Origin of the sequence: Winogradskyella helgolandensis (assembly GCF_013404085.1) — a bacterium.
Taxonomy (GTDB): domain Bacteria; phylum Bacteroidota; class Bacteroidia; order Flavobacteriales; family Flavobacteriaceae; genus Winogradskyella; species Winogradskyella helgolandensis.
In genome coordinates this window covers 3049236-3074240 of the sequence record NZ_JABFHO010000001.1, presented here as the reverse complement: position 1 = coordinate 3074240, position 25005 = coordinate 3049236, and the positions used below count along the sequence as shown (strand labels likewise).

The window sequence follows — 25005 nt, the reverse complement described above, 5'->3', positions numbered from 1 at the left end:
CTATCCGAATTTACTTGTACTTAAAACTGAAGCCTTAGAAGAACTATTAGAATTTGAGTTATCTTCATTATCGAACTCATCATTTATTGGGAAATATTCTTTTATTTTATCAGAATCGTTCTCTATATCTTTAAGCGTGTTTTTCATGTCACGTTTAGTTTGAGTCTTAGCTGTATCACTCATTGAATCTGAAATAATATTACTTGAATTTGCAGGATCTACTAAATCAGTTGTTTCAATATTATCAATGATATGATTCATAACCAACTTAGTTTTTTCCCAAAGTCCACTTGGTATCTCATCTGTATTATCAAAAGCTTCTTTAGTATAGAGTTCCATCATAAATGATTTTATAAGTTTACCTCCATTTTTGTTTTTTCGTTCAGTCTTCCAAACTTTGAGAAGTTTTGTTACTTTTCTTTCGTGAGTTCTATCTGCTCCATTTAATAACCCAATGTGAGTTTTAATGTTTGTTTTTATTCTAGTTTTGCCTTCATCCTCCTCTTTTTTTGATCTGTTAGAAGGATTTATATATAAACTTAAATCAGTATTGCTGTCATTATAATCATTATTGTTTGGTCTCTCTCTTCCAGGAACAACATCCATATCAAACTCTTCTCCATCAATATCAAATTTCAAACCTATTGATACCTTTTGTTTCCTTACATTGTCTTTACTTAAATCATTATCTTCTTCAGTATATTCATTTTTTAAATATTTATATACTTCATCAAACATTTCACTTAAACTTTCAAAACCTTTTTCATCATTGTTTCCAGGTGTTTTCTTTTTAAACGGAATACAGCAATCTATATCAAATTTTGTATTAATAGCTGTGTTCTTTGCATACGATCCTGAATCTATAGAATTAGAAGCTTTTTGGTCTGAAAACTTTTTGTTTAAAGCATCTTTAACTTTATTTTTCTTTTCAATGAACTTAATTAAATGTTCTACTTTATTTATATCGTGAGTATCAAGTACCTTTTTAAGATGTTCGTTTTTGTTTGTTGCCATAATTATCGTTTTTTTTATAGTTTGTAAATTCAAACTATTTAACGTTACAAATAAACAACCACATAGCGCACTCTATTTGCGTGATAAAAAAACAATTCAAATTTTAATATTTTTCAAGGGTATTATTAAGCATTTCTTTGATTTTTGAACGAAGACTTTCAGGTTCTAAAACCTTAACAGAGCTTCCATAGCTTAATATCTTGGAGTGTAATTCATGAAATGGAACTACTTTAAAAGAAAAAGTCAATTTACCGTTTTCTTCTTTTATTAATTCTTGTGATTTATGAATTGGGGATGAAAGCAAGTATTTGCCTCTCCAAGCATCAAATTCCAATATAACATCCTCCACTTCTCCGTCAGGTACTGAAATACCAAAGGCATGATTAAAGTATTTATCAGAATCAAAGCCTGTTATTTCTTCACAATCGACGTCAGTCAATTCAAAATTTATTATTCTATCAAGGGCAAAAATTGTTACAAATTCTTTTCCTTCTATTTTACCTATTAAGTACCACAAGTGGTCATACTCCTTTAATAAAATGGGGGTTACTGTATGATTCTTTATTTCTTCTGAATTATGCTTTTTATAATCAAAATTGAATTTAAAATTAGTGTCAAAACCAGCTATAATTTCTGGGATTAATTCACTTCCTTGAAATTTGGGAAAGTTTTCAGGTTGTATAATTATTCTCTTAGATGCCTTTTGTTGACTAGCTTCAATCTTAACTGCATCTATGACCTTATCTATTGCATTTGTGAAATCCTTAAAAATTCCTATATCTTTATAATGTGCTATATTCTTTGTATAAAATAATAAAGCGTTTAGTTCATCACTTTTTAATTCTATAGCTGGAAATATATCGTCGACATCATCTGGATAATAATATGCTTTTTTTTGATTAGAATATTTGATTGGTGCATGTAATTCCAATTGCATATCTCTTATATCTTTATTAATTGTAGTAGATCCAACTGAAATATCGTGTCTTTCATAAAGTCTATCAATTATGTCATTAGTCTTAACATAATCCTTATCTCTTAATAGGCTATCAATAAGTCGATGTCTTATATAAGCATTTTTATTTCTAGGCATAAACTAATTCTTTAAAGTGTTCATAAACCATTACCATAGCTAAAGTATCCAACTCACAATATTTTAATAAAGCAGCACTCAATTCGTCGATTTCTATTTGAGTCATATCTGTATATTGCATCTTGCTATATGTGGTCATTGCTGTACCACCATCAGCTATTCCATCAATTTCAGAAAGAGTATTCTCAATTTCTTCTTCAGTCCAGTTTTCAAAAACCGGAGGTAGTAATTTGTATGGGTTCAATATCTTCTCCTTTTCTTGCTTTAGCCAAACATGGTCATCAGTAAAGTTTTTACTAGTTAAATTTATTTGACCTATAGGTTGAGAATACTTATTTAATAAAAAAGGACTAGAATTGATTGAAGCTGGCAAAACATCTTTTAAAGAATTAGAACCTTTTGTTAGAGGATTGTAATAATAACGTTTTTCAATATCCCATAAATCCACCATATCTCTTTCTCCAGTCCATTTAATTACACTGTCTCTTTTGGAATGTGAAATTGTTTTAATGAAATTCATTAAATCTTCCTTATCATCTTCATTGGAAGCTAATAACTGTATATAAATAGCATTCAAAATTGTATTTTCATGATGAGAGTATCTAAAAATGGTACCTTTATCACTACTCAAGGCATTCCTTAATTCTCTAATAAATTTATAGTTAGGGAACTCACCAATTGTATTATTTATATATTCATTAGCATGTTCAATTTTACCATTTTCATAATAAATATGGTGAGAAAATTGGAATGCTACTTGTTCATATGGCTTCAGTCCTTTATTAAATGGCAATGCGGACATGCTCGTTTCAAAATCAATAAAATGCAAAGGATATACCCACTTTTCAAATTCACATTTTAGCCCTTCCTTATCTACATATATTGCAGAATCGCTATTTATTTCCTTTTCTATTTGCAGCCATTGTCTGTTCGAAGTTGTAAGTTTTTCAACTTCTATCTTTAAATCTATGTTGTCCTCTGTCAAATCCTTTTTAAAAATAATACCTTCTTGAAAGAGTTTATTGCCTTTTCTGAAATCATAAATATCAAAAATATTAGGTTGATTGAATTCATTTTCCTCCCATTTATGTTGTTTAAAAAAACATTCTTTGAAGCCTGACTTTAAATTAGTATCAGATTTATAGGTTAATTTAAACTCACATTTCTTGCAAGAACTATATGAAGTTGGCCAATTAGCATAAGTATTATTTACATACAAATCTTTGAATAATTCAATAGATTCTTGAAAGGTTAAATTTGCGTGGTACCGATATTTATTCGACTCAATTTCATCTATAATTTGTGTAACATTTTTTCTTCCTAAAACTGAGTTCCCTATTTCTTCTATTTTATCAATTTTGTTAATTATACCAGTTCGATTATTTCCTTTTTTAGTAATCCTAAACGATTGGTTTAATCCATCAATACTTGCTGTTTTGGATTTATCAGCCATCATTATAAAAGAATTTATTTTCCAGTTAGGATAACATAGTTGCATAACATTCTTTTGAAATGCAACATCAAATAAATAAGGTTTCCAACCTCCGACCATTCCTCCTCTTTTACCAATAAATAGATAATCATCATCTGGTAAAAATGATTTAGACTTTACTTCAATTAATTCAATAACATCTCCTTTTTTTACTAGAATATCTGTTTTTATATATAATCCTTCAAATAAAAAGGCAGCTTCATAAATTATTATGTTCTCTTGTGTTAAAAGATTTTGAGTTAGATTCCATGCTTTTTCATACTCCCAAGTGTCTTCATCTATCAGTATGCCACCTGGGAAATGCATCCTTGCAAGTTCCTCAACTTGAAAACCGCCTTGAGCTAATGCTTCTAAAAAGGTGTCTTCATTTTTAACATTAGCATATTCTTTATTACCAGTGTAAAAAAGTTTATTAGGACATTCTAGCCCAAGTTTGAATCTTGATTTTGATAATACTCTCATAATTTTGAATACAGATAACTGGCATTTTCTAGACAATATGTAAGTTATGCACTTTAATAAAGGGGAGTATTCAAATATAATATAATTTGTAGTAAGTAACTTTATGGGAAACCGTAAACGATTGAAAATAAGTCAATATAAAAGCCTTTCCACATTTTTATATGGTTCTCGATACATCCCGACGAAAAAGTCGGGACACTCGAACTGACGTCAACGGTTTTGATGTGTTTGTTATTGGTTTTAATTTGACATAGTGGATTCCTGCCTTCGCAGGAATGACAGATTTACATTCGTGATACTATTTTCATTAATACTTCCAACATTGCAATTCAAAAATGCTATTTATTTGGTTCTCGATACATTCTGACGAAAAATGATTGGGACACTTGAACTGACGGTTGGGGCTTTAATGATTACTAAATTTTGTTATTGAGAGTTCTCGATACATTTCTTAATGCTTCGTTGTACTTCTCATTAAGAAACACTCGAACTGACGTGAAGGTTCTCGATACATCCCGACCAGAAAAGGTCGGGTCACGCGAACTGACGGCTGGTTTTATAAACTCTTAAGGTTTCGGCACCTTTAACTCACTCAACTTTCTTAAGCGCTCTAATTCAAAAATCAAGGCTAATTTATAAGCACTATCTCTAAATCCAGCAAAGCGTCCGGATCCGCCACCATGACCATTTGCAAAGTCGGTTTTTAGTAAGAGGATGTTATCATCTGTTTTAGTCGCTCTTAGTTTTGCGACCATTTTCGCTGGTTCCCAATACCCTACTCTGGTATCATTGAGACCAGTGAAAAACAATAGATTAGGATAGTCTTGTGCTTTAACGTTATCATAAGGACTGTACGACTTGATGTATTGGTAAGCTTTTTTGTCTTTTGGGTTTCCCCATTCTTCAAATTCGCCAACGGTAAGCGGTAGATTTTCATCTAACATGGTGTTAATGACATCTACAAAGGGGACGTCTAAGATAACGGTGTTAAAAAGTTCTGGTCGCTCATTAATTACGGCTCCCATGAGCAAACCGCCAGCGCTTCCGCCTTGGGCTACAATGCTACCTTTGGCGGCATAATTTTCTGCAATGAGGTAGTCTGCACAGGCTATAAAATCGGTGAAGGTATTTTTCTTATTGAATAGTTTACCATCTTCGTACCATTCGTTTCCTTTATCATTGCCACCTCTAACATGTGCAATGGCATAGACGTAACCTGCGTTAACCAACTGATGAACGGATGCGCCACCAGGAATGCCTTGTCCGGAACCATAAGAACCATACGATGTGAGGTAGACTTTGTGGTTTTTTCCTTTGTTGGTTCGCCATTTGTGTCTGATGAGCGTTAAGGGAATTAGTTGTCCGTCTTTAGCGGTCACCCATTTGCGTTCTACCACATATTTGTAATACGGATGCGTGAGGGGTTTGCTGTGTTGTTTTACCAGGCGTTTCTTTTTGGTGGCCATGTGGTATTTATAGGTGGTTGTTGGCGTTTCAAAGGAACTATATGAAAACTGTAAACTATCTGTGGCAAACTCTGGATTATAACCCATACCGATGTTGTAAAAGTCTTCTTTGAATTTAATAATATGGCTTTTTTGTGTGGTTTGGTCAATGATTTTGAGTCGTGCTTGTGCGTTTTCTTTTTCATTAATGACGACAAACTTATCGAAGACCGCAAAATTTTGAATTAGTACGCCTTTTTGATGTGGTATGATATCGGTCCATGTTCCTGATTCGACGTCATTAACAGGCACAGTGGCTATTTTATAGTTGAGCGCGTTTTTATTGGTGAGGATATAGAATAGGTCCTTATGATGTGCGATGGCATAGATATGATTCGTTTCACGTGGACGAATGATTTTAAATTCGCCCATGGGGTTATCTGTTTTTAGATACCAATTTTCGGAAGACGTGCTACTTGATGTATTTAAGAAAATATAGTCTTTAGATTTTGATTTGCCGATGGATACACTAAATTTTGGATCTTTTTCTTCGTAGATGATGGCATCGGTATTTGGATGGGTCCCTAAGATGTGACGTTTTACTTGAGACGAACGGTAGGTGCCTTTTTCTACATCTACATATAAAAAGGCAGTGTTATCTAACCAAACGGTGCCACCTACGCTATTAATAGAATCGTTTAAAAACGTTTTGTTGTTAAGGTCTTTTATTTTGAGCATGTAGGCATCTGTACCTGTAGTGTTTTCGTAAACGGTGATGAATTGATTGTTGGGACTTACCGAACCAGGACTAGCGGTGTAGTAATCTTTCCCTTTAGCCATTTCATTGACATCTAATAAGACTTCGGTAAGGGTATCTTTGGCGAGGCTTTTTCTGTAATAGATGGGATATTCATCATCTTCGGTATAGCTACTGTAATAGCTGTATCCATTTTTTGCAACAGGCAGTGAACTGGTATTCTTCTCGACGGTTTGTACCAAATTTTTGTAAATGATACGTTGCGCTTTTTTGAGTGGAATGATATAGTTTTCGGTGTATTTGTTTTCTTTACGCAGGTATTCCATAATTGGTTGATTGTGTTGTGGAGCTTTGGTATCTTTTAGCCAAGCGTAATTATCGGTATAGGTTTCCCCATGGATTTTAAAACTAGAGCTTATGATATTAGCTTTAGGCTGTGGCATAGCATCATTACGAATGTGTTTATCTCTAAATTGTTGTTCTAAAGGTTTCTCAAACTCCATATCCTTTCTAATAGTCGCATCAATGGTGGCTACTGGATTTTTAAGGGTATAATTTTGCCAGTATGCCGTATCGTAGTCTAATGGAAACTCGTATAAGTGATTGGACATGGTGTTAGCGAAATTATCTTCTTTAGGGAATTTCTTGACGTTTGTGGTGTTGATTTTAGAGGTCTTAAATTCGGATATTGCCGAATAATAGGTTGTGGTTTGGTTGGTACTGTCTTTATAGATGAATTCGTCTTCATGTCGCACATTATCAATGTAATACGTTGCTCCTTCTTTCTTGAAGCGTACATCGAGTTTGTAATCGAAATGCTTGACTTGGTTGTATTTGTAGCCGCAGAAGTATTCTTTGAGTTCGTTAGGTACCATGCACTCGTAACGAACCACAGCGTAATTCTCTGGATTGATATAGATTTTACCTTTGAGTAATTTACGGTTGTTGGCCTTGCGCCATTGTTTTCTACTTCTTGAGTTGGGAGACGCTAAATCATCAAGTTCGTCTTTAGTGGTTTTGGTTTGAAATTCTAAGACATATACCCAATTGCCTGAGTCGTCTAGTTCTTCGGAAATGGTATAGTTGAAATCTCGCGTCGCCTTTTTACCCAGAAAACTCTCTTGGTATTTTACGCGATTTCTGCCGAATAATCCTAAGGGGCCACCTTCAATATTACCGTGAAATTCGCGTTTGCTCAAACTCGCACTAGATCTAGAATCTATAATGTTGACTTGTTCATCTTTCAACGTTTTATAGTGAAAATGAATACGATGTAAGGAGCTCGCATCGTAGCTAAAGGTACCAGCACTTACGGAAAAATCGTAAGGATTTTGGTAATCTCTCCATTTGTACTTCTTTTTACGGTAAGGCGCTTCATAATACTCACAAGCGGCATCGGTGTATTTGATGTATTCCCCATTTTCTTTCATGGTTTCTCGGTAATAGCCTGTAACGAGGCTTGGAGTATTGGAATAATTAGAGGGTATGTTTTTAATCACTTTTCTCAGTAACGACTTGGCGCTAGGTAGTTTTTCTTTTTTCTCTTCTACAAAGACTTCATCTAGAGACACCGATTCTGGAGTCATGTTAAAGGTGGTACCGTTTAGTGCTTTGAAATCTGAGATGTTAAGTTTTAAATCTTCAAAGCCTAAATAGCTGATAGTAATGGTGTAGGTATCGTATTTTTTTGGAATGGTAATTTGAAATTTACCATCACCTTCTGTTACCGTACCTAAACCTACTTTATCTATTTTTAAATAGGCATAAGGCAATGGAGTGCCATCGGTTTTATCAACGACGGTGCCTTTGATTGTTTCTGATGAAATGGTGTTTGTTTGATTGTTTTGGGCTTTTGCAAAGGACATTAGTAAGCATAGCAAAAGTAAGAGCGGTTTAGTTGGCATGGCTGATTGATTGTTTTTTGTTGATGATTGACTTACAAGGGTTTGATTTTGTAATAATAGGGTCTTAACATTGACCTTGGTTTATAAATAACATTTTTTTAGGAAAAAAAGTATGTTTTTGGTTGGGTTGTTAGACTATTGGATTGTTAGACTAAGTTAGATTGTTAGACTATTAGATTGTTAGATCGTTTTCGATACAGTTCTTAAGTCTCCGTTGCACTTCGAATTAAGAACCACTCGAACTGACGGACGATTGCGGTTCTCGATACATCCCGACGAAATGGTCGGGACACTCGAACTGACGTCAACGGTTTTGATGTGTTTGTTAGATTGTTAGACTATTAGACTATTAGATTGTTAGATGATTAGACTAAGTTAGATTGTTAGACTATTGGATTGTTAGATCGTTCTCGATATACTTCTTAAGTCGTCGTTGCACTTTGAATTAAGAACCACTCGAACTGACGGACGATTGCGGTTCTCGATACATCCCGACTGAAAATGGTCGGGACACTCGAACTGACGTTAATGGTTTTGAGGTATTTGTTAGATTGTTAGACTATTGGATTGTTAGACTAAGTTAGATTGTTAGATCGTTCTCGATACAGTTCTTAATTCGTCGTTGCACTTTGAATTAAAAAACACTCGAACTGACGGTTGGAGTTCTCGATACATCCCGACGAAAGGGTCGGGACACTCGAACTGACGTCAGCGGTTTTGAAGTTTATAGATGAGATCTATATCTTGTATGACATTACTCTTTTAGCAAGTCTACCACCTTTTGTATATTTTCTTTGGATGCTAAATTGGTGCCGCCTGTCATGGTGGTTGCAACACCGCAGATAACACCCCATTTTAGAATGTTGGCAGGAGATAAGTTATGTGTTATGGCATAAATTAAGCCCGCTACCATACTATCGCCAGCACCAATGGTACTCTTTACTTTTACGGAAGGTGTATTTTGGTATACGATACCGTTTGTTGAGGCTAAAAAAGCACCACGAGCACCTAAGGAAACCACCACATATTGTGCCTGTTTGTTATGGATGAGTTGCATGGCAAATGCCTCTTGTTCGGTTTTTGTTAAAAAGTCTTTGCCAGCTAATTGGGCAAGTTCTCCTTGGTTGGGTTTCATTAGAAATACCGGTTTTTGGAGGCTTGCTTTTAAAGCTTCGCCAGAGGTATCTACGATGATTTTGACGTTTTTAGCGGTGAGGCTATCTATGAGTTGGATGTAAAAGTCTGGTGCCATGGTATCTGGAACGCTACCACTCATAATAAGTATAGTGTCTTCTGTAACTAACTTATTTATAGTGCTTTTAAGGTTTTCTATTTCAGTAGTACTTAAGCCTTGTCCTGGCATTCCGAAACGGTATTGTAATTCGGTTTTAGCATCTACAACAGCTAGGTTTTCACGTGTCCACGCTTCTACAGGTATTGGTGTGATGTTAAGTTGTTCTTCTTCTAATAAGCGTTTTAAGGTTTGGCCTGTATCGCCACCGCAGGTAAACATACAGTTATTTTTAACGCCTAAAGTATGCAGGACTCTTGAAATATTCACTCCGCCTCCACCCGCTTGAAATTCGATAGCGTGGCATTTTAGTTTTTGTTCAGGGACTAAATGGTTTATGGTGGCGCTTTTGTCTAATGCGGGATTTATGGTGAGGGTAATGATATTCATGGCAGTGTTATGTTGGTTTTTAGTTCATGCTTTTTAATATGGTATCTCGATACATCCCGACGAAATGGTTGGGACACTCCAACTGACGTCAACGGTTTTATTACGATCCGGATTTAGGTAAGGTAAAATAAAAGGTGGTGCCACTACCCTCTTCGCTTTCTAGCCATATGCTGCCTTTGTAGAAGGTGATGATTTTTTTTACGATAGAGAGCCCGATGCCCGAAGACGAGCTGCTACTTTCTAATTTGGTAAAGACCTTGAAGATTCTTTCGAAATAATTGGGTTTAATACCCACTCCGTTGTCTTTTACAAAGAACTGAAATAGATGGTCTTGCTCTGTATAGCCAATTTCTATGGTGCCTTGGTCTTTATCACTATATTTAATAGCATTTTGAATAAGGTTTTGGAAGACTTGTTTGAATCTCCAGGTATTGCCATAAATGTCTGGAAGGTTATCTTGTACGGTAATGCTGATGTGTGTAGGGATGAGCAAGGTTTGCAAGACCTCTGTGACGAGTGTATTAAAGTTGACCTGTTTGTCTTGTTGTTCTAATTTATCGATAGTAGAATAATCTAGAATACCTTTGATGAGGAAGTCCATTTTCTCAACATTAAACAACACCTGATGCAAGGGTACTAGGTCTTTTTCAGTAAAGGCGGCTTTATGATCGTCCATAAACCAACTGATTAAGGTGTGGATATTGATGAGTGGAGCTTTAAGATCGTGAGACACCACGTGGGCGTATTCGTTAAGCTCTTCGTTTTGCAAGGATAAGTTTTTTAGGAGCTCTTCCTTTTTCTTTTCTTGTGCTTTAATGTGTTCTTCATTCTCTTTACGCTTAATGACATTGACGAGCATATTGGCGTATACGAAAAGAATGTCTTTTTCGTTTTCGGTGTATTTGTTTAGCTTTTTAACGGCATCGAAACCAATGAAACCGATGAGTTCACCGTTTTTAATTTTTGGGATGGTGATAAGACTTTTAATGCCTTGTGGCTCTAGTACGGCTCTTAGGCCTAGTTCGCCATCTTCGGGTAACTGACTGACATCTTCTACATAAAAAGCTTTTCCGTTTTTGTGTGCTTCAATCCATTGCGGAATGTAATCGATAGGCACGTTTTGAAGGTTGTGAATTTCGGGCTCTATATCTGCAGCGCACCACTCGTAGGTATTAGAGGTGGTGTTGTCTTTAAAATTATAGGTAAAAATATAGCTTCTATCGGATTCTACGAATTCTCCAATTTGTTGCAGCGAGGTGCGGATTAGTGTATCGACATCTGATAAATCGGCATTGATATAGGTGGTAGAAATGCTTATAAGTAAGTCTTGAAAGCGCAGCTGTCTTTCTATAATTTTATCTTTTTCTAATTGTGTTTGCTTTTCTGTTTCAGAACAGGTGCTGTGTATGGGGTCGTTTGGATTCATGCGGTTTATTAGATTATAAAATTTAGATTTAGGGCCTTAGGTTTGCACTAAGATACTCGATACACATTTATTAAAAAAATGCGACGGCTAAATTGCGGTTTATTACTATTGCATGAGATGGTTTTAGTTGGGGTTTGGGTACTACCTTTCTTTGCTTATATCGTTGCCTCCACAATTGTGCGCAATGGCATAGACATTGCCCGAGTTGACTAACATGTGTGGCGTTGCTCCACCAGGTCTGCCTTGGCCAGAGGTGTAAGATCTGTACGACGTGAGGTAGCCTTTGTGATGGTTGGTGATATTGCCGTTGGTGTTAAATACAACGAACTGCTATTTTAACCATTAATTAAAACCTAATTTTAGCGCTTGTAATATTACTAATTCTTTTGAGTATGCATGTCGTCTTCTAAAAAACATATTGCCATTATTACAGGTGTCCTCTTTTTAATTACTGCCTCAGTTAATTTAGAAATGCCACTATTTAGAATCTATACCGAAAATGAACATTTTGGCGTGGGCATGGTCGGTTTTGCTTTTGCCTCTTATATCGGAGGGCTTTTGCCTACAGCTTTACTTTTTGGAGGACTTTCGGATAAAATAGGTAAGAAAAAAGTGCTTATTATAGCGCTGTTACTCTCTACGCTTTCCGTTTTAATTATTAGTCTTTATCCTAATTTGTATGTGTTGTTTGTCTCACGCGTGTTAGTGGGTTGTGCCGTGGCTTTGTCTATTGCAACAGGCAGTAGTTTTCTTTCGGATTTGTTTACCACGCATAAGGCGACTAAATCTTCTAATATTGTAGCTTTATCTACCGCTTTAGGCTTTGGGAGTGGTGCTTTATTCACAGGAATTTACTTGGCTTATTATACCACTTTAGTACCGCTTACCTATTGGGTTGTGCTTGTGGCTTCTGTTGTTTGGTTATTGATCTCCATGACATTGCCAGAGTCTAAGTTTGATGTTAAGAAAAAAATGATAAAACTTCCTTTATTTCCCAAGGGAGCGCTTAAGTATAATATTTCCGTGGCTTTATTTTGGGCTGCGACTGGAGTTGTGATTTCGATTATACCCACACAAATATCAAAGTTTGATTTGGGAGGTTGGAGCGGTTTGTCTTTATTTTTAATTAACGGTACAGGAGCTTTATTCCTGCCGATTGCCAAACGTTTTTCGGTGCGACATTGTATGACTATTTCTTATATTTTATTACCCATTGGTTTTACATCTTTAACCTATGGTAGTCTCAATGGTTATTTACCATTTGTACTGGCTGGTTGCGCTATTGTGGGTATGGTGGCCTATGGTTTTGGCTATTTTGGAACCCTTAAAGGAGTCTCTGAACTGAATCCTAAAGAAAAGCCTAGAGTTGTGTCCGGTTACTTATTATATGGTTACTTAGGATTTGGAGTTCCGAGTATTGTTTTGGGCTTAAGTTCGGAAAGCTTTGGTATTGAAAACTCCCTTCTCAGTTATTTGAGCTTTACCATAGCTGTGATAGGCGCCTTACTTTTTTATCATTTTAAGAAGGAGACATCAGCTGCGGTGAAGCTCTAGATTAAAAACAATCTGTTTTAGTATGTTCCATTTGAAGAAAGCCCTACTATTCGATGAACTACAGGTCACTTTTCGATGAACGACACGTAATTGATGCTTAAAATGTTATTTTTGTTATACTTAACCTACAAATAATATTTTATGGAAATTAAAAAACTACTATTTAGTTTCGTTGTTTGCTATTCGTTTTTCAATGTTAGCACTCCTCTAAACGCACAGTCTGACCCCGTAAATCCCACAGCAGCAGCCACAAATTTTAATGTATTTACCTCTGGTGATGCCATTGCTATTAAAACAGAATCTGAAGGCTCTTGGGCCGTTGGAGGCAATTTAACATTAGATGGTACGCTGAATATCTTTGGTGGCAACACTTATTATAATGGAGATTCACAACCGACCGCATTGGTCGTAAACGGTAAAGTCAATTATGTTTCTGGTCGGCTACAAGTTTTAGAAAACAATTATATTAAGATAGGCGATTTATCAACAAGTACTATTTTTGAAGTAGACCAAAACAATGTAATTAGCAATACACGAATTACACCATTAGGAGGTCATTTTGATAGTACGCCAAGCATCGCCCTTTCCACTCCACAGTCCTCTACTTCTATTGCTGCAGATCCTCAAATAGATTTTACAGCGGCATTTAACCAGTTTACTGCGGTTTCAGATTATTTAAGTACACTATCTACCAATGTCTCTTGGAATTCTAATGAATTTAGTCAAGGTAAATTATGGGTTGATTTAATACCGAATGCTACTAACGTTATTAATTTGACTGTTGATGAATTTAATGGTTTTAGTGAAATCAAGTTTAATGGCTTAGTGCCTTCAGAAACAACTCCATTTATTGTTAATATTACCGCTGTTAGTTCAGATTCGGATGTGGTTACGTTACACAGTTGGCCAAATATTGTAGGAGGCCCTTTATCGTATGCCCCTTATATTTTGTACAATTTTGCAGATGTAAGCTCAACGCTTAACTACACAGGAGGCGCACAAATTTATGGTACTATCTATGCGCCAAACGCTCAATTTAATAATCGAAGTAATTTTAATATTGATGGGCAAATTATTGTGGAAGCTTTTGAGCAGAACTCAGGAGAAGTTCACCCTTATTTATTTGATGCCACTATAGATTTTCCACCAACAAGCTCTGAAGAACTTTGTGATGGTATTGATAACAACGGAGACGGTGTTATAGATGAAGGCTTTGCAGACACTGATGGAGATGGTGTTGCGGATTGTGTAGATAATTGTCCTGAAGTTGCTAATGCAGATCAAGCCGATTTAGATGGCAATGGTATTGGTGATGTATGTGATGAACCAGAAATAGAAGAAGTTTGTGATGGCATTGATAATAATGGAGATGGTGTTATAGACGAAGGCTTTGCGGACACTGATGGTGATGGTGTTGCGGATTGTGTAGATAACTGTCCTGAAGTTGCTAATGCCGATCAAGCCGATTTAGATGGCAATGGTATTGGAGATGTTTGTGACGAAGCAGAAATAGAAGAAATTTGTGATGGTATTGATAATAATGGAGATGGTGTCATAGACGAAGGTTTTGCGGACATTGATGGAGATGGCGTTGCGGATTGTGTAGATAACTGTCCTGAAGTTGCTAATGCAGATCAAGCCGATTTAGATGGCAATGGTATTGGTGATGTATGTGATGAACCAGAAATAGAAGAAGTTTGTGATGGCATTGATAATAATGGAGATGGTGTCATAGACGAAGGCTTTGCGGACACTGATGGTGATGGTGTTGCGGATTGTGTAGATAACTGTCCTGAAGTTGCTAATGCCGATCAAGCCGATTTAGATGGTAATGGTATTGGTGATGTTTGTGATGAAGTAGAAATCGAAGAAGTTTGTGATGGTATTGATAACAACGGAGACGGTGTTATAGATGAAGGCTTTGCGGACACTGATGGAGATGGTGTTGCGGATTGTGTAGATAATTGTCCTGAAGTTGCTAATGCAGATCAAGCCGATTTAGATGGCAATGGTATTGGAGATGTTTGTGATGAACCAGAAATAGAAGAAGTTTGTGATGGCATTGATAATAATGGAGATGGTGTTATAGACGAAGGTTTTACAGATACTGATGGTGATGGTGTTGCGGATTGTGTAGATAACTGTATTTATGCTTATAATCCTGATCAGACGGATTCTGATGGGAATGGTTTAGGAGATGCCTGTGATGGCTCTGCGGCATCAGGCCCTTTTTACAGAAGCAATTTTGAATTAGAAACTTACCCTGTTCCGTTTAATGGGACGTTGAATTTAAAATACAGCACTACTCTAGATGCTAATGCCACTATTGAAGTCGTTGATATTAGCGGCCGTTTATTAAAACGCCTAACACATACGGTTAGTAAAGACGATGACAATTCGGTTATCACCGTTGATTTATCGACCGTGTCTCAAAATAATAAGATCCTATTTATACGCTTTATAACTAGTGAAGGCACTATTGTAAAACGCGTTATGTCTAAATAATAGTACGTTTTACTTTATACATTTAAAAAGCCAGATGAATCGTATTCATCTGGCTTTATTATTTACTTATCATGCTCATTTCCTATCGTGAAGCCCTCGAAGAGACAACATGCTTTGTGATGTATTATTTAGGGATGGGTTGGATACATGCCGATAAAACTACGGCTTTTAGTGCTCTTATAAAAAAGAAAAAAGCTTTAAGAAACACCTTAAAGCTTTTAATAATTGAATTGCTATTAATCAACTATTTATCACAAAACGTACTATTTAGGGTTCATAAATTTTGCGATATCTTCTTGGGATATTTTTGGGTTTGCCCCCTCACTACCAGCAACAAGTGCACCAAGGGCACAGGCAAAGTTTATGGCTTTTTGAGGGTTTTCATCAGTAATCAATTTACTAATTAAGGAGGCTAAAAACGAGTCGCCAGCACCTACGGTATCTACCACATCGATATGGTAACCACTATTGTAATAAAACGTATCATTATAATACAAAATAGCACCATGACGCCCTTTAGTGACACAAATGGTTTTTGTATTGGTATGTTGAGCAATGAATTGCATATTTTCCTCTAAGCCGTTAGTTTTAGAGTTTAACTTTTCTCCAATTTCAAAGATTTCGTCGTCATTGAATTTAATAAAATCGGCTTCCTTCATTAAATGATTTAAAACCTCAATGGTATAATAAGGTTCTCTTAGATTGACATCGAAAATTTTATATTTCGCCACTTTTAAGAGTTCATATAAGGTGTGTCTTGATGTATCATCTCTAGCTATTAAACTCCCATAAACAAAGGCATCAGCTAGTTCTGTTGTTTTCTTAGCACCTGCTGTTAACTGAATATTGTCCCATGCTCTTGGATACATAATATTATAGGATGCTGACCCTTTTTGATTGAGCATCACTTTAACTTTTCCTGTTTTAAAGGTCTCGTCAATTTGCAGATTATCCGTATTTACGCCATGATCTTGAACATATGTCTTAATTTTTTTTCCTTTTTTGTCTGTTCCTATGCTACTAATTATAGAAACCTTGTTGCCCAAGGATTGCAAGCGTAACGCCACGTTTAAAGGTGCACCGCCAATTTTTTTATGGGTTGGGAACACATCCCATAACACCTCGCCAAAACAAACTATATTTTTCATTTAAATTTCGTTTAAAACATTACTATTAATATCCTTAACTGATTTTTCAATACCATTACTCATAATATTTTGATAGGCATTGTTATAAGCCTTTACAAAGGTTGGGTTGCCTTTCAGTGTTCCGAATATGACTTCTATTTCTAGAAAGGCTTCAGGGTTTGATCTGGATGCGATAGCTTTTTGGTTTAAAATAGGTTCCATAGCGTCTTTAATGATGAGTTGTGTTCCAAATTCATTGACACCAACACTATAAATGGCAAAGGCAGCGATTATGAATGCGGCATGCTCTATAGCGCCCTTTGTCTGTAATTGAGCATTGATAGTCGGCAAAATAAATATGGGAATCTTAGCAGAACTCTGTGAACAAATACGATCAATTTGATCTTTTATATAGGTATTTCCAAAGCGTTGTATTAAAGAGAATTTATAATTTTTTAAGTTCACACCTTCTAAATTACCTAAAGTTGGTGTGACTTCGTTGCCCATATAGATTCTTAAAAACGAGCTAATATCGGCATTTCCAACCGCTTCATCTATGGTGGAGTAGCCATATAATGCTCCAAGAATTCCCAATACAGAATGGCCTGCATTAAGTAGGGTTAATTTCATTTTTTCGTAAGGCACTACATCGTCTACAAATTGAGCACCAACGGTTTCCCAAGCTGGTCGTCCTGCTATAAAATCGTCTTCAATCACCCATTGTTTAAATGGTTCGCAAACGACTGGCCAGGCATCATCGATACCTGATGTTTCTTTTAATAATTCAATATCTAAAGTTGATGTTGCAGGTGTAATTCTATCGACCATCGCATTAGGAAACGAAACGTTGGCTTCGATCCATGAGACTAATTCAGGTTCAGCAGTTGTCACATAACTAAGCAACATTCTTTTGGTCATGTGTCCGTTACCTTGAATATTATCGCAAGATTGGATGGTACAGCCTTTTAATCCACGTTCTTTTCTCAGTTTTAAGGCTTGGGTGAGATAGCCAAAAATTGTTTTTGGAGCTTTAGGCTGTTCTAAATCATGCTGGATTAATGGATTGCTAAAATCGAATTCTTTTGTTGCTTCATTATAATTGTAACCCCCTTCTGTAATGGTTAATGATATAATTTTCACCTCTGGACTCGCCATTTTTTCAATGACTTTGATGGGGTCTTCAGGAGCAAATAAGCATTCTGTTATCGCTCCAATAACACGTTTGGTAAGCGTACCATCGAGTTCTTTAATGATTAAGGTATATAAGCCGTCTTGTTCTTTTAAGGTGTTGTATATTTTGGTGTCAAAATCTAATAAAGCCACACCACAGATTCCCCAATCTTTAATAGATTCATTGTGTAATAATTCATCCGTATAAAAAGCTTCATGCGCTCTATGAAATCCGCCAATACCCACGTGTACAATCCCTGTTTTTAGGTTACTTCTATCATACGTTGGACAAGGCATTCGCTTTGCGATTTCTGCTAAATTCTTTTGATTAAGTTTGATTACGTTTTCCATGATGTTTAAGTGTTTTTGATTTTTCCACGTTTAAGTGCCCAATAGGCCGTAACAAAATATGTTAATGTACAGATGAAGGCATATTTATAAAATACCTCTCTGTTTTGTGTGTATATCTCTTCGTCTGCACTACCAAATAAAACATTACAAGCTAAGGCTACTGTGATGAGCAATACTAATAAAGAAATGCTTCTTAATACTTTAGTGAATACTGAGGTGTCTTTAATAATGACCTGCTCTGCTTCTGCTTTTTGGTCTTGAAATTTTGAGATGTTTATGTTGCGTATTCTTTCTTTTTCTTCAGCTTCTGGATATGTGTCTTTAGCACCGTATTTTCCGGCTAAAAATGTATAAACGATGATAGTGAAAATCCACGTTGGTATAAACAGGTAAAAGAAGGACATCACATCTAATGCGTTTAGTCCAAAACCGAACACAAGACCGAGTGCCCAAGAAGCGATTGCAGGCTTGCTCACGGTTAATTGGCGGTAATGTAACCAATAGCGTGTGTAACCAATACGAGGGAATATTTGGTGTTCTGCAAAGACAATCGCTCCAACAGGGACTACTAATAGGCCAGCATAAGTAAGTAAGGGTAATATTTGAGAGAACACGAAAGGAAAACAAGCCACTGCCATAGTCACTAAACCGACGGCTATCGTTGTTTTTTTACGCGACTTATTTTTAAAAATTGCCTGCGCTGCCAAACCCGCTCTATAGAGATTTGCCACCGCTGTGGTCCAACCTGCAACAATAACGATTACAAAACCTGACCATCCGAGCGCATAAAAAGCCACATCACCTGGGTCTAGTTCTACGATAGATTTCCCGATGATTACGGCGGCACCAGCTCCCATAATTCCGGCAGAAATCCAAGCGACATAATGACCAAACATCATCCCTGTACCTGTTGTTAGTCCGTACGATTTCTTTTTAGCAAAGCGAAACAACGCCATGTCTATAAGTCCAAAGTGTGTAATGGTATTCGCAGCCCAAGCAAAGCCAATGACTTCAGCTAAGCCGATACCAGGCTCACCGTCGCTATTCACTCCTGTCCAAATGGATTGGTCACCTAAGCTCATAAGATCGTTCCATCCACTAGGAATGGTTTTCCCTAATACTTCTAATGATAAGGCCGGTAACAGCACAAAAGCGCCACAAGTAAACATGACAAATAACCATGGAGCACAAATTCCTGCAAACTCAGAAACAGCTTTAAAACCGTAAATAGCAATGGATACGACAACGCTTCCTACAATTAGCACAATGAGCACAAACCAAGAATTGGTTGGATACCAATTTAATTGCGGAGGAATATTAAATGCAAACCGAACTGCTGTGGCTGATACAGTTATCATAGCCGCAGATATCACTGTAAAGATGATGACATTAGCCCAATTGTATAGCTTGGTCATGGAATCGCCAGCAATTTTATTGAGGTATGTGTATAAGCTTAATCGTGTTTCAACTGCAATGGGAGATGTTATTAAGGTCCAGCTTAGAACGGCTAATATATTTCCAATCAGCAAGCCTAATATAATATCTTTGGTTGTTGCGCCTAATGCTACAAAGGTTGCACCAATAACAAACTCAGTTGCTGCGACATGCTCAGCAGCGTATATACCAGCAAAATGCGTCCAATTGTGTAATTTATGTTTTGCAATTGGTAGCTGTTCGTCTTCTAAGTTTTCGAACTGCTGAAAGTTATTAGTTGCGTCCATGATTTATGTTTTAATTGAAATTAATCTTTAGCTATTTGTCACTACAATAAGTTTTGAATTATCCTCCTTGAAATTATTCATCATTCTGTATGTTTCAGAATTATATTTTTGCACTATTTACAAACGTCATTATTACGTTTATTTTTCAAATGTATTGCAAAAAAATTATAAAATCCAAATTAAAACGAAAAAATGTATGTTAATTTATTCGTTATGTATGCTATATTGATAATTATAATGCTAATTTTGGCATCATTAAAGCCTTGAGCTATTAGTGTAAATATGACGTTTAATATTATTTTTTATATATTAGATGTTCATAAAACAAAGTGTTATTTTTAATTTAATGAGCTTATGAAACCAGAATTAATATTGAATATATCAGTTGATTGTGTTGTATTTGGATATGATATAAGTACTAAATCTTTGAATGTATTATTGATTAAACGCTTCCTAGAATCTGAAACTAAACAAGAGGTTTTAGTTGATGACTATGTTTTAACAGGCTACCATGTTTATACTAATGAAACTTTAGATGACACTGCCACACGCGTCTTAAAAGAATTAACCGGTTTAACAGGTCAATATAAAAAGCAATTTAAAGCCTTTGGTAATCCGGATCGATTACTAAACCCTAAAGATTTGATTTGGATAAAAAATGCTGAATTTCATGAAAGAACTACAACAATCGCCTATTATTTTTTATTAAAAACCGAAGAAGTCGATTTAAAAAACAATACCTCACAAGCGCAATGGTTTCCTGTAGATGCGTTGCCTGAGTTGGGATTTGATCATAAACAAATTATACTAGAAGCTTATGAAGACTTAAAAGCAAAGTGTTTATCTGAGCCTATTATATTTGAATTGCTTCCCGATAAATTTACTATAAATGAGGTACAAGATTTGTATCAATCGATATTGGGAATAGACATTGATAATCGGAATTTTAGACGCAAATTGATTAATAAAAAATACATTATTGCCTTAGACGAAAAGCAAGTTGGAGTGTCTAAAAAGCCAGCACAACTTTATATGTTTAGTAAAGAGGTATATGATAAGGTATTTCAAAAAAATTATTTAATTAGTATTTAATTGGTTTTTCAGTGTTATCACATAAAGTGATTCAATTTCTTAATTTATACGAGTGCTCGCTTAGATTATAAGATAAGGAACAATTGGTCGTCATTCAACTGATTTAACACTTCTAGTCCTTATACAGATACGAGGTTATGCATAAATAAATAATTTAAACAATATGAATAATTAAGTTAAGCTTAACATCAAAAAAAAAATTAATAAAGTACCTTTGTAGTCATTATATCTTGAAGTCCAAATCTTCAATTATTTCAACAAAAAATCTTCAATTATGAAACATTCAATTACAGTACTTTTAGCATTAATGCTATGTACAACGACTTATGCACAATTTCAAGTTTCTGCCAGTGGTGGTTATGCCGTAGGTAGTGCTGGAATGAAAATTGGTGAAATACAATCTGTAAATCAAACCGAAAACACCTATGGTAGTTACGGTGAAGGTCTAAATACTCAAATAAGAGGAACGTACTTCTTTAATGATACTTTTGGTGCCGATTTAAGTTTAGGGTATTTACATGGCTCCGATCAAACCGTATCCGAAATTAATCTACCAGGTGTTGAGGTAGATGCTGTTGCCAGAGCGCGTGCTTTTGGTGCTGCTGTATCTTTAGTTTACAAATTTAACAATAATGTATATGGCCGTTTAGGTGCCTTAGTAAAGTTAGGTGGAAAAACGGAAGCTGTTGCCTATCAAAATATGGTAATGTCTGATGAGCAAGCTGCAGGATTATCAGCAGCTTATGGGACTGATATTCCTTCTGGTTCTAGTTTTGAAACGAATTTTGTAGAAGACTACCACGGTCAATTCCCTTTAGGATTTGTAGCTGCTATTGGTTATGAATATCCTATAAGCGCTAATTTTAGTGTTTTTGCTGAAGCGGAATATTATGGTATTAGTTTGAAACGTAAAGATTCTGAAATCGTAGAATTTGATACTAGCATTATAAGACCAGACGGCTCAGTGGCGGTTTCTGGCTTTTATTCTTTAGATAACTTACCCGAAGGCACTAATAAAACGACCACTTATGTGGATGAATTGCCTAGTGATAATACGGATTCCTCTAAGGAATTAGCTGTAAAAGTACCGTATTCTTCATTCGGGATTAACTTTGGAATTACTTATAAATTTAAGAAATCTAGTGCAGACACTACGAGATAATACGCTTAAATAATATTTTTTAATGAACTCCTATTATATGTTATACTAGGAGTTTTTTTGTGCGTCATTTTTAATTTAACTCATCCATAATTTCGGCAAACAATTTATAAGACCGAATTCTATCGTTTATATCATATAAATGTGTCACTGCAATAAGTTCGTCTGCTTTGGTTTGTTCTAAAAATTCTTTAACCTGCGCTTTCACTTTAGATTTACTCCCAATAAAAGAATACTTCAACATTTGGTGGACTTGCGGATTTCGCATAATATCTCTTAAGTCTTCCGTCATGTCTGTTGGAGGTTGTACTTTTGCACGTCTGCCTGTAAAAATGCCCACAATCATACGTATTAATGAGGTGGCTAAGCGATCGGCTTCTTCATCGGTTTCGGCTATAATGATATTAACCCCAGCCATTACATATGGTTTTTCTAAAGCTTCTGAGGGTTGAAATTCTTTGCGATAAATTGCCATTGCATCCCATAAATGAGTTGTTGCAAAATGACTTGCAAAGGCATAAGGCAATCCTTTTTTTGCTGCCAAATGTGCACTATCTGTGCTAGATCCTAAAATATAAATTGGCACCTCTACTCCTTCCGCAACCGTAGCCCTAACTTGTGCATCTTCATTCTCTATAGAAAAGTAGGTTTGTATTTTCTCAACTTCCTTCGGAAACGACTGAGCCGCTTGCATAAAATCTGTTCGAATGGCTTCGGCTGTTTCTTTGTCTGTCCCTGGAGCTCTTCCTAAACCTAAATCAATACGGTTGGGATATAAGGTTCCTAATGTACCGAATTGTTCGGCGATAATTAAAGGAGAATGGTTAGGTAACATAATACCACCAGAACCCACTTTAATTGACTTTGTGCCATCTGCGACATAACCAATTAATACCGAAGTTGCTGTACTTGCTATATTTTCTGCATTATGATGTTCTGCTAACCAATAGCGTTTATAACCATAATCTTCAGCATGTTGTGCTAATTTTAAGGCATTATTAAAGGTTTGTTTTAGACTGTGATTTTCAGAGACTAAGGCTAAATCTAATATAGAATATGCTACAGGTTTAGGGATCATAAAATATTCAGTTATAACATTTGGGTTAGAAACGTAAATTTATAACAATGTAGTCGTTTTTATGGCGTCCTATTTACAAAGTTTTTGAAGTAATTTCTCTTAACATTTTTTAAAGGCATCGTAATTAAATAGTTTAGTCTATCACACCTTTCTTAAATTCTTCATTTAGAAACTTTTCCTGCTGTTCTAACTCTTGTTTAGCTTTAAAAATATAGTTGTCGCCTCTATTAGGTTCACCTGCTAAGCGTCTTAAACTTTCTTCGTCATATTTAATGAAACTCTCTACTTGTTTTTTCAAGGTTTCCTTTTTAAAACCAACTTTAGCAAGTACATCGCTAGCCATTGTTAAGGATGTTTCTAAAGTTTCTCTATAGATATTGTCCATACCTAAATTCACTAAATCGTAGGCCTCATACCTATTTCTGGCTCTAATCATGAGTTCTACATGTGGATATTTCTCTTTTACAATGCGCGTTATTTGTTTGGTCGCATCAGGATTATCAATTGCGCAGATTAAAATTTTGGCATTCGCAATGCCTGCGGCTTCTAGTAAATCGAGACGTGTGGCATCTCCATAATACACTTCAAATCCCATTTTTCTTAGAAAATCGACACGGTTGGAGTCATGATCTAAAATCGTTGCATGTACATCATGTGATCTTAAAAAACGACCAATCGTATTTCCAAAACTTCCAAAACCTACGAGTATAATTTTTTCAGATTTTCTGTGATCGGTATCCATTGGTCTTTCAACAGATTCTTTAGTCCCTATTTTAGGTAATAATAAACGTTCATTAATCATCCCTATAATTGGTGTAATTGCCATGGTTAATGCCGTAATCACCAACATAATATCCAAATGCTCTTGTTCTAAAATTTGAGATTGAAACGCAAACGATAATACGACAAAAGCAAATTCTCCGATTTGCGATAAACTGAAAGTTAATATTAAGTTTTGATCAATTTTTAGTTTAAAAATAAGTCCTGTAATAAATAACACCAATGCTTTTATGGTAATTACAGCAAGCAATATACCGCCAATAGTTAAGGGGCTATTCGCAATGACAATAAAGTTAATGGACGCACCGACAGCTAAAAAGAATAAACCTAGCATTAAATTTTTAAAGGGCTCTAAGGTGCTTTCTAATTCGTGTTTAAACTCACTGTTTGACAATACGACTCCACCTAAAAATGCTCCCAAAGCCGGACTTAATCCAACGTACTCCATTAAAAATGAAATACTGAAAACAATTAAAAAAGCTGCCGCGATTAAAAGCTCTCTTACTCCAGATTTCACAACTTTACGTAACATAGGAACTATTAAATAGCGACCTGCAACAATGATTAAAACTACAGATAAAATAATAGCAAGCGTCTGTAATCCTATTGGTAAACCGTCCAATAAATTTACATGTTCGCCATGATGATCGCTTGTGGTTACTGTCTCTGATGCGGATAGCAGCGGAATTGCACCGATCATAAAAATGACTATAATATCTTGAAATAATAAAATTGAAAATGCCGATGTACCAGCTGTTGTGGTCATTAAGCCTTTTTCCTTAATGGTTTGCAATACTATTGCCGTAGATGATAATGCTACAGCCATAGAAATTACGAGAGCTACCGTGGATTCATAACCAAAAGATGTAAATAGTAGATAGGATAATACCATGGTTACAGCCACTTGAATACCTCCCATTCCTATAATGGTTTTACGCATGTTCCAGAAATTCTTTGGCTCAATTTCTAATCCGATTAAAAATAGCATTATAACCACACCAAATTCTGCAAAGTGCATAATGTCTTGCCCTTCTTCACCAATAATCCCTAACATGTATGGACCAACAAGCACGCCTGCTAATAAATAGCCTAGCACAGAACTTAAACCTAAGCGCTTGGCTATAGCAACACAAATTACGGCTGCGGCTAATAACACAATGGCTACAAAAAGTAAGCTTCCGGTCATATATTATT

Annotated in this window: 15 protein-coding genes; 4 read left to right on the top strand and 11 right to left on the bottom strand. The window is 35.7% G+C overall.

All coding sequences use genetic code 11. From position 1 onward, the window contains the following. The 6 genes from HM992_RS12930 to HM992_RS12905 all read right to left on the bottom strand — a co-directional run bounded on the left by HM992_RS12930 (position 1) and on the right by HM992_RS12905 (position 11274). Positions 1–1014, bottom strand: a complete 1014-nt coding sequence (locus tag HM992_RS12930) for an SMODS domain-containing nucleotidyltransferase (protein ID WP_179319961.1) — start codon at positions 1012–1014, stop codon at positions 1–3. Positions 1015–1117: 103 nt separating this feature from the next. Next, entirely contained in the window at positions 1118–2107 is a 990-nt protein-coding gene (locus tag HM992_RS12925) for a helix-turn-helix transcriptional regulator (RefSeq protein WP_179319960.1), read from the bottom strand. Continuing rightward, positions 2100–4061, bottom strand: coding sequence for a DUF2779 domain-containing protein (locus HM992_RS12920; RefSeq protein WP_179319959.1), 1962 nt, complete (start codon positions 4059–4061; stop codon positions 2100–2102). The genes HM992_RS12925 and HM992_RS12920 overlap by 8 nt, the downstream gene beginning before the upstream one ends. A gap of 566 nt (positions 4062–4627) precedes the next feature. After that, positions 4628–8167: a prolyl oligopeptidase family serine peptidase gene (locus tag HM992_RS12915; RefSeq protein ID WP_179319958.1), complete on the bottom strand. Its 3540-nt coding sequence runs from the start codon at positions 8165–8167 to the stop codon at positions 4628–4630. A gap of 754 nt (positions 8168–8921) precedes the next feature. Further along, a complete protein-coding gene (locus HM992_RS12910; protein ID WP_179319957.1) occupies positions 8922–9848 on the bottom strand; it encodes a 1-phosphofructokinase family hexose kinase in 927 nt (308 codons plus the stop codon). A gap of 100 nt (positions 9849–9948) precedes the next feature. Then, on the bottom strand, positions 9949–11274 hold the full coding sequence (locus HM992_RS12905) for a sensor histidine kinase (RefSeq protein ID WP_179319956.1): 1326 nt from the start codon (positions 11272–11274) through the stop codon (positions 9949–9951). A gap of 396 nt (positions 11275–11670) precedes the next feature. On the opposite strand from HM992_RS12905, the gene HM992_RS12900 reads away from it, so the two are divergent. Together HM992_RS12900 and HM992_RS12895 are read left to right on the top strand one after the other, a co-directional pair. Then, entirely contained in the window at positions 11671–12828 is a 1158-nt protein-coding gene (locus HM992_RS12900; protein ID WP_179319955.1) for an MFS transporter, read from the top strand. A gap of 141 nt (positions 12829–12969) precedes the next feature. Beyond that, positions 12970–15333, top strand: a complete 2364-nt coding sequence (locus HM992_RS12895) for a collagen-binding domain-containing protein (protein WP_179319954.1) — start codon at positions 12970–12972, stop codon at positions 15331–15333. A 263-nt stretch (positions 15334–15596) separates the two neighbouring features. Here the strand turns inward: HM992_RS12895 and HM992_RS12890 are convergent, their stop codons facing one another. The 3 genes from HM992_RS12890 to HM992_RS12880 are packed head-to-tail and all read right to left on the bottom strand — an operon-like array spanning position 15597 to position 19702. Further along, positions 15597–16481, bottom strand: coding sequence for a carbohydrate kinase family protein (locus tag HM992_RS12890; protein WP_179319953.1), 885 nt, complete (start codon positions 16479–16481; stop codon positions 15597–15599). Then, positions 16482–17981 (bottom strand): mannitol dehydrogenase family protein, encoded by a 1500-nt coding sequence (locus HM992_RS12885; protein ID WP_179319952.1) that lies wholly within the window; start codon positions 17979–17981, stop codon positions 16482–16484. A 5-nt stretch (positions 17982–17986) separates the two neighbouring features. Continuing rightward, on the bottom strand, positions 17987–19702 hold the full coding sequence (locus tag HM992_RS12880) for a purine-cytosine permease family protein (protein WP_179319951.1): 1716 nt from the start codon (positions 19700–19702) through the stop codon (positions 17987–17989). Positions 19703–20056: 354 nt separating this feature from the next. Between HM992_RS12880 and HM992_RS12875 the strand changes: the two genes are divergently transcribed. Both HM992_RS12875 and HM992_RS12870 read left to right on the top strand, forming a co-directional pair. Continuing rightward, positions 20057–20794 (top strand): NUDIX hydrolase, encoded by a 738-nt coding sequence (locus HM992_RS12875; RefSeq protein WP_178985377.1) that lies wholly within the window; start codon positions 20057–20059, stop codon positions 20792–20794. Between the two features lie 274 nt (positions 20795–21068). Further along, positions 21069–21956, top strand: a complete 888-nt coding sequence (locus HM992_RS12870; protein WP_179319950.1) for an outer membrane beta-barrel protein — start codon at positions 21069–21071, stop codon at positions 21954–21956. Positions 21957–22026: 70 nt separating this feature from the next. On the opposite strand, the gene HM992_RS12865 is transcribed toward HM992_RS12870, so the two are convergent. Beyond that, positions 22027–23031, bottom strand: coding sequence for an LLM class flavin-dependent oxidoreductase (locus HM992_RS12865; protein ID WP_179319949.1), 1005 nt, complete (start codon positions 23029–23031; stop codon positions 22027–22029). Positions 23032–23164: 133 nt separating this feature from the next. Next, the gene (locus tag HM992_RS12860) at positions 23165–24997 is read right to left on the bottom strand and encodes a cation:proton antiporter domain-containing protein (RefSeq protein WP_179319948.1); all 1833 of its coding nucleotides are present in this window, start codon (positions 24995–24997) and stop codon (positions 23165–23167) included. Between the last annotated feature and the right edge of the window lie 8 nt (positions 24998–25005).

What these genes read in the sequence shown, in the direction of transcription:
- HM992_RS12930 (WP_179319961.1), bottom strand. Translation starts at nt 1,014, where the DNA reads ATGGCAACAAACAAAAACGAACATCTTAAAAAGGTACTTGATACTCAC.
- HM992_RS12925 (WP_179319960.1), bottom strand. Translation starts at nt 2,107, where the DNA reads ATGCCTAGAAATAAAAATGCTTATATAAGACATCGACTTATTGATAGC.
- HM992_RS12920 (WP_179319959.1), bottom strand. Translation starts at nt 4,061, where the DNA reads ATGAGAGTATTATCAAAATCAAGATTCAAACTTGGGCTAGAATGTCCT.
- HM992_RS12915 (WP_179319958.1), bottom strand. Translation starts at nt 8,167, where the DNA reads ATGCCAACTAAACCGCTCTTACTTTTGCTATGCTTACTAATGTCCTTT.
- HM992_RS12910 (WP_179319957.1), bottom strand. Translation starts at nt 9,848, where the DNA reads ATGAATATCATTACCCTCACCATAAATCCCGCATTAGACAAAAGCGCC.
- HM992_RS12905 (WP_179319956.1), bottom strand. Translation starts at nt 11,274, where the DNA reads ATGAATCCAAACGACCCCATACACAGCACCTGTTCTGAAACAGAAAAG.
- HM992_RS12900 (WP_179319955.1), top strand. Translation starts at nt 11,671, where the DNA reads ATGTCGTCTTCTAAAAAACATATTGCCATTATTACAGGTGTCCTCTTT.
- HM992_RS12895 (WP_179319954.1), top strand. Translation starts at nt 12,970, where the DNA reads ATGGAAATTAAAAAACTACTATTTAGTTTCGTTGTTTGCTATTCGTTT.
- HM992_RS12890 (WP_179319953.1), bottom strand. Translation starts at nt 16,481, where the DNA reads ATGAAAAATATAGTTTGTTTTGGCGAGGTGTTATGGGATGTGTTCCCA.
- HM992_RS12885 (WP_179319952.1), bottom strand. Translation starts at nt 17,981, where the DNA reads ATGGAAAACGTAATCAAACTTAATCAAAAGAATTTAGCAGAAATCGCA.
- HM992_RS12880 (WP_179319951.1), bottom strand. Translation starts at nt 19,702, where the DNA reads ATGGACGCAACTAATAACTTTCAGCAGTTCGAAAACTTAGAAGACGAA.
- HM992_RS12875 (WP_178985377.1), top strand. Translation starts at nt 20,057, where the DNA reads ATGAAACCAGAATTAATATTGAATATATCAGTTGATTGTGTTGTATTT.
- HM992_RS12870 (WP_179319950.1), top strand. Translation starts at nt 21,069, where the DNA reads ATGAAACATTCAATTACAGTACTTTTAGCATTAATGCTATGTACAACG.
- HM992_RS12865 (WP_179319949.1), bottom strand. Translation starts at nt 23,031, where the DNA reads ATGATCCCTAAACCTGTAGCATATTCTATATTAGATTTAGCCTTAGTC.
- HM992_RS12860 (WP_179319948.1), bottom strand. Translation starts at nt 24,997, where the DNA reads ATGACCGGAAGCTTACTTTTTGTAGCCATTGTGTTATTAGCCGCAGCC.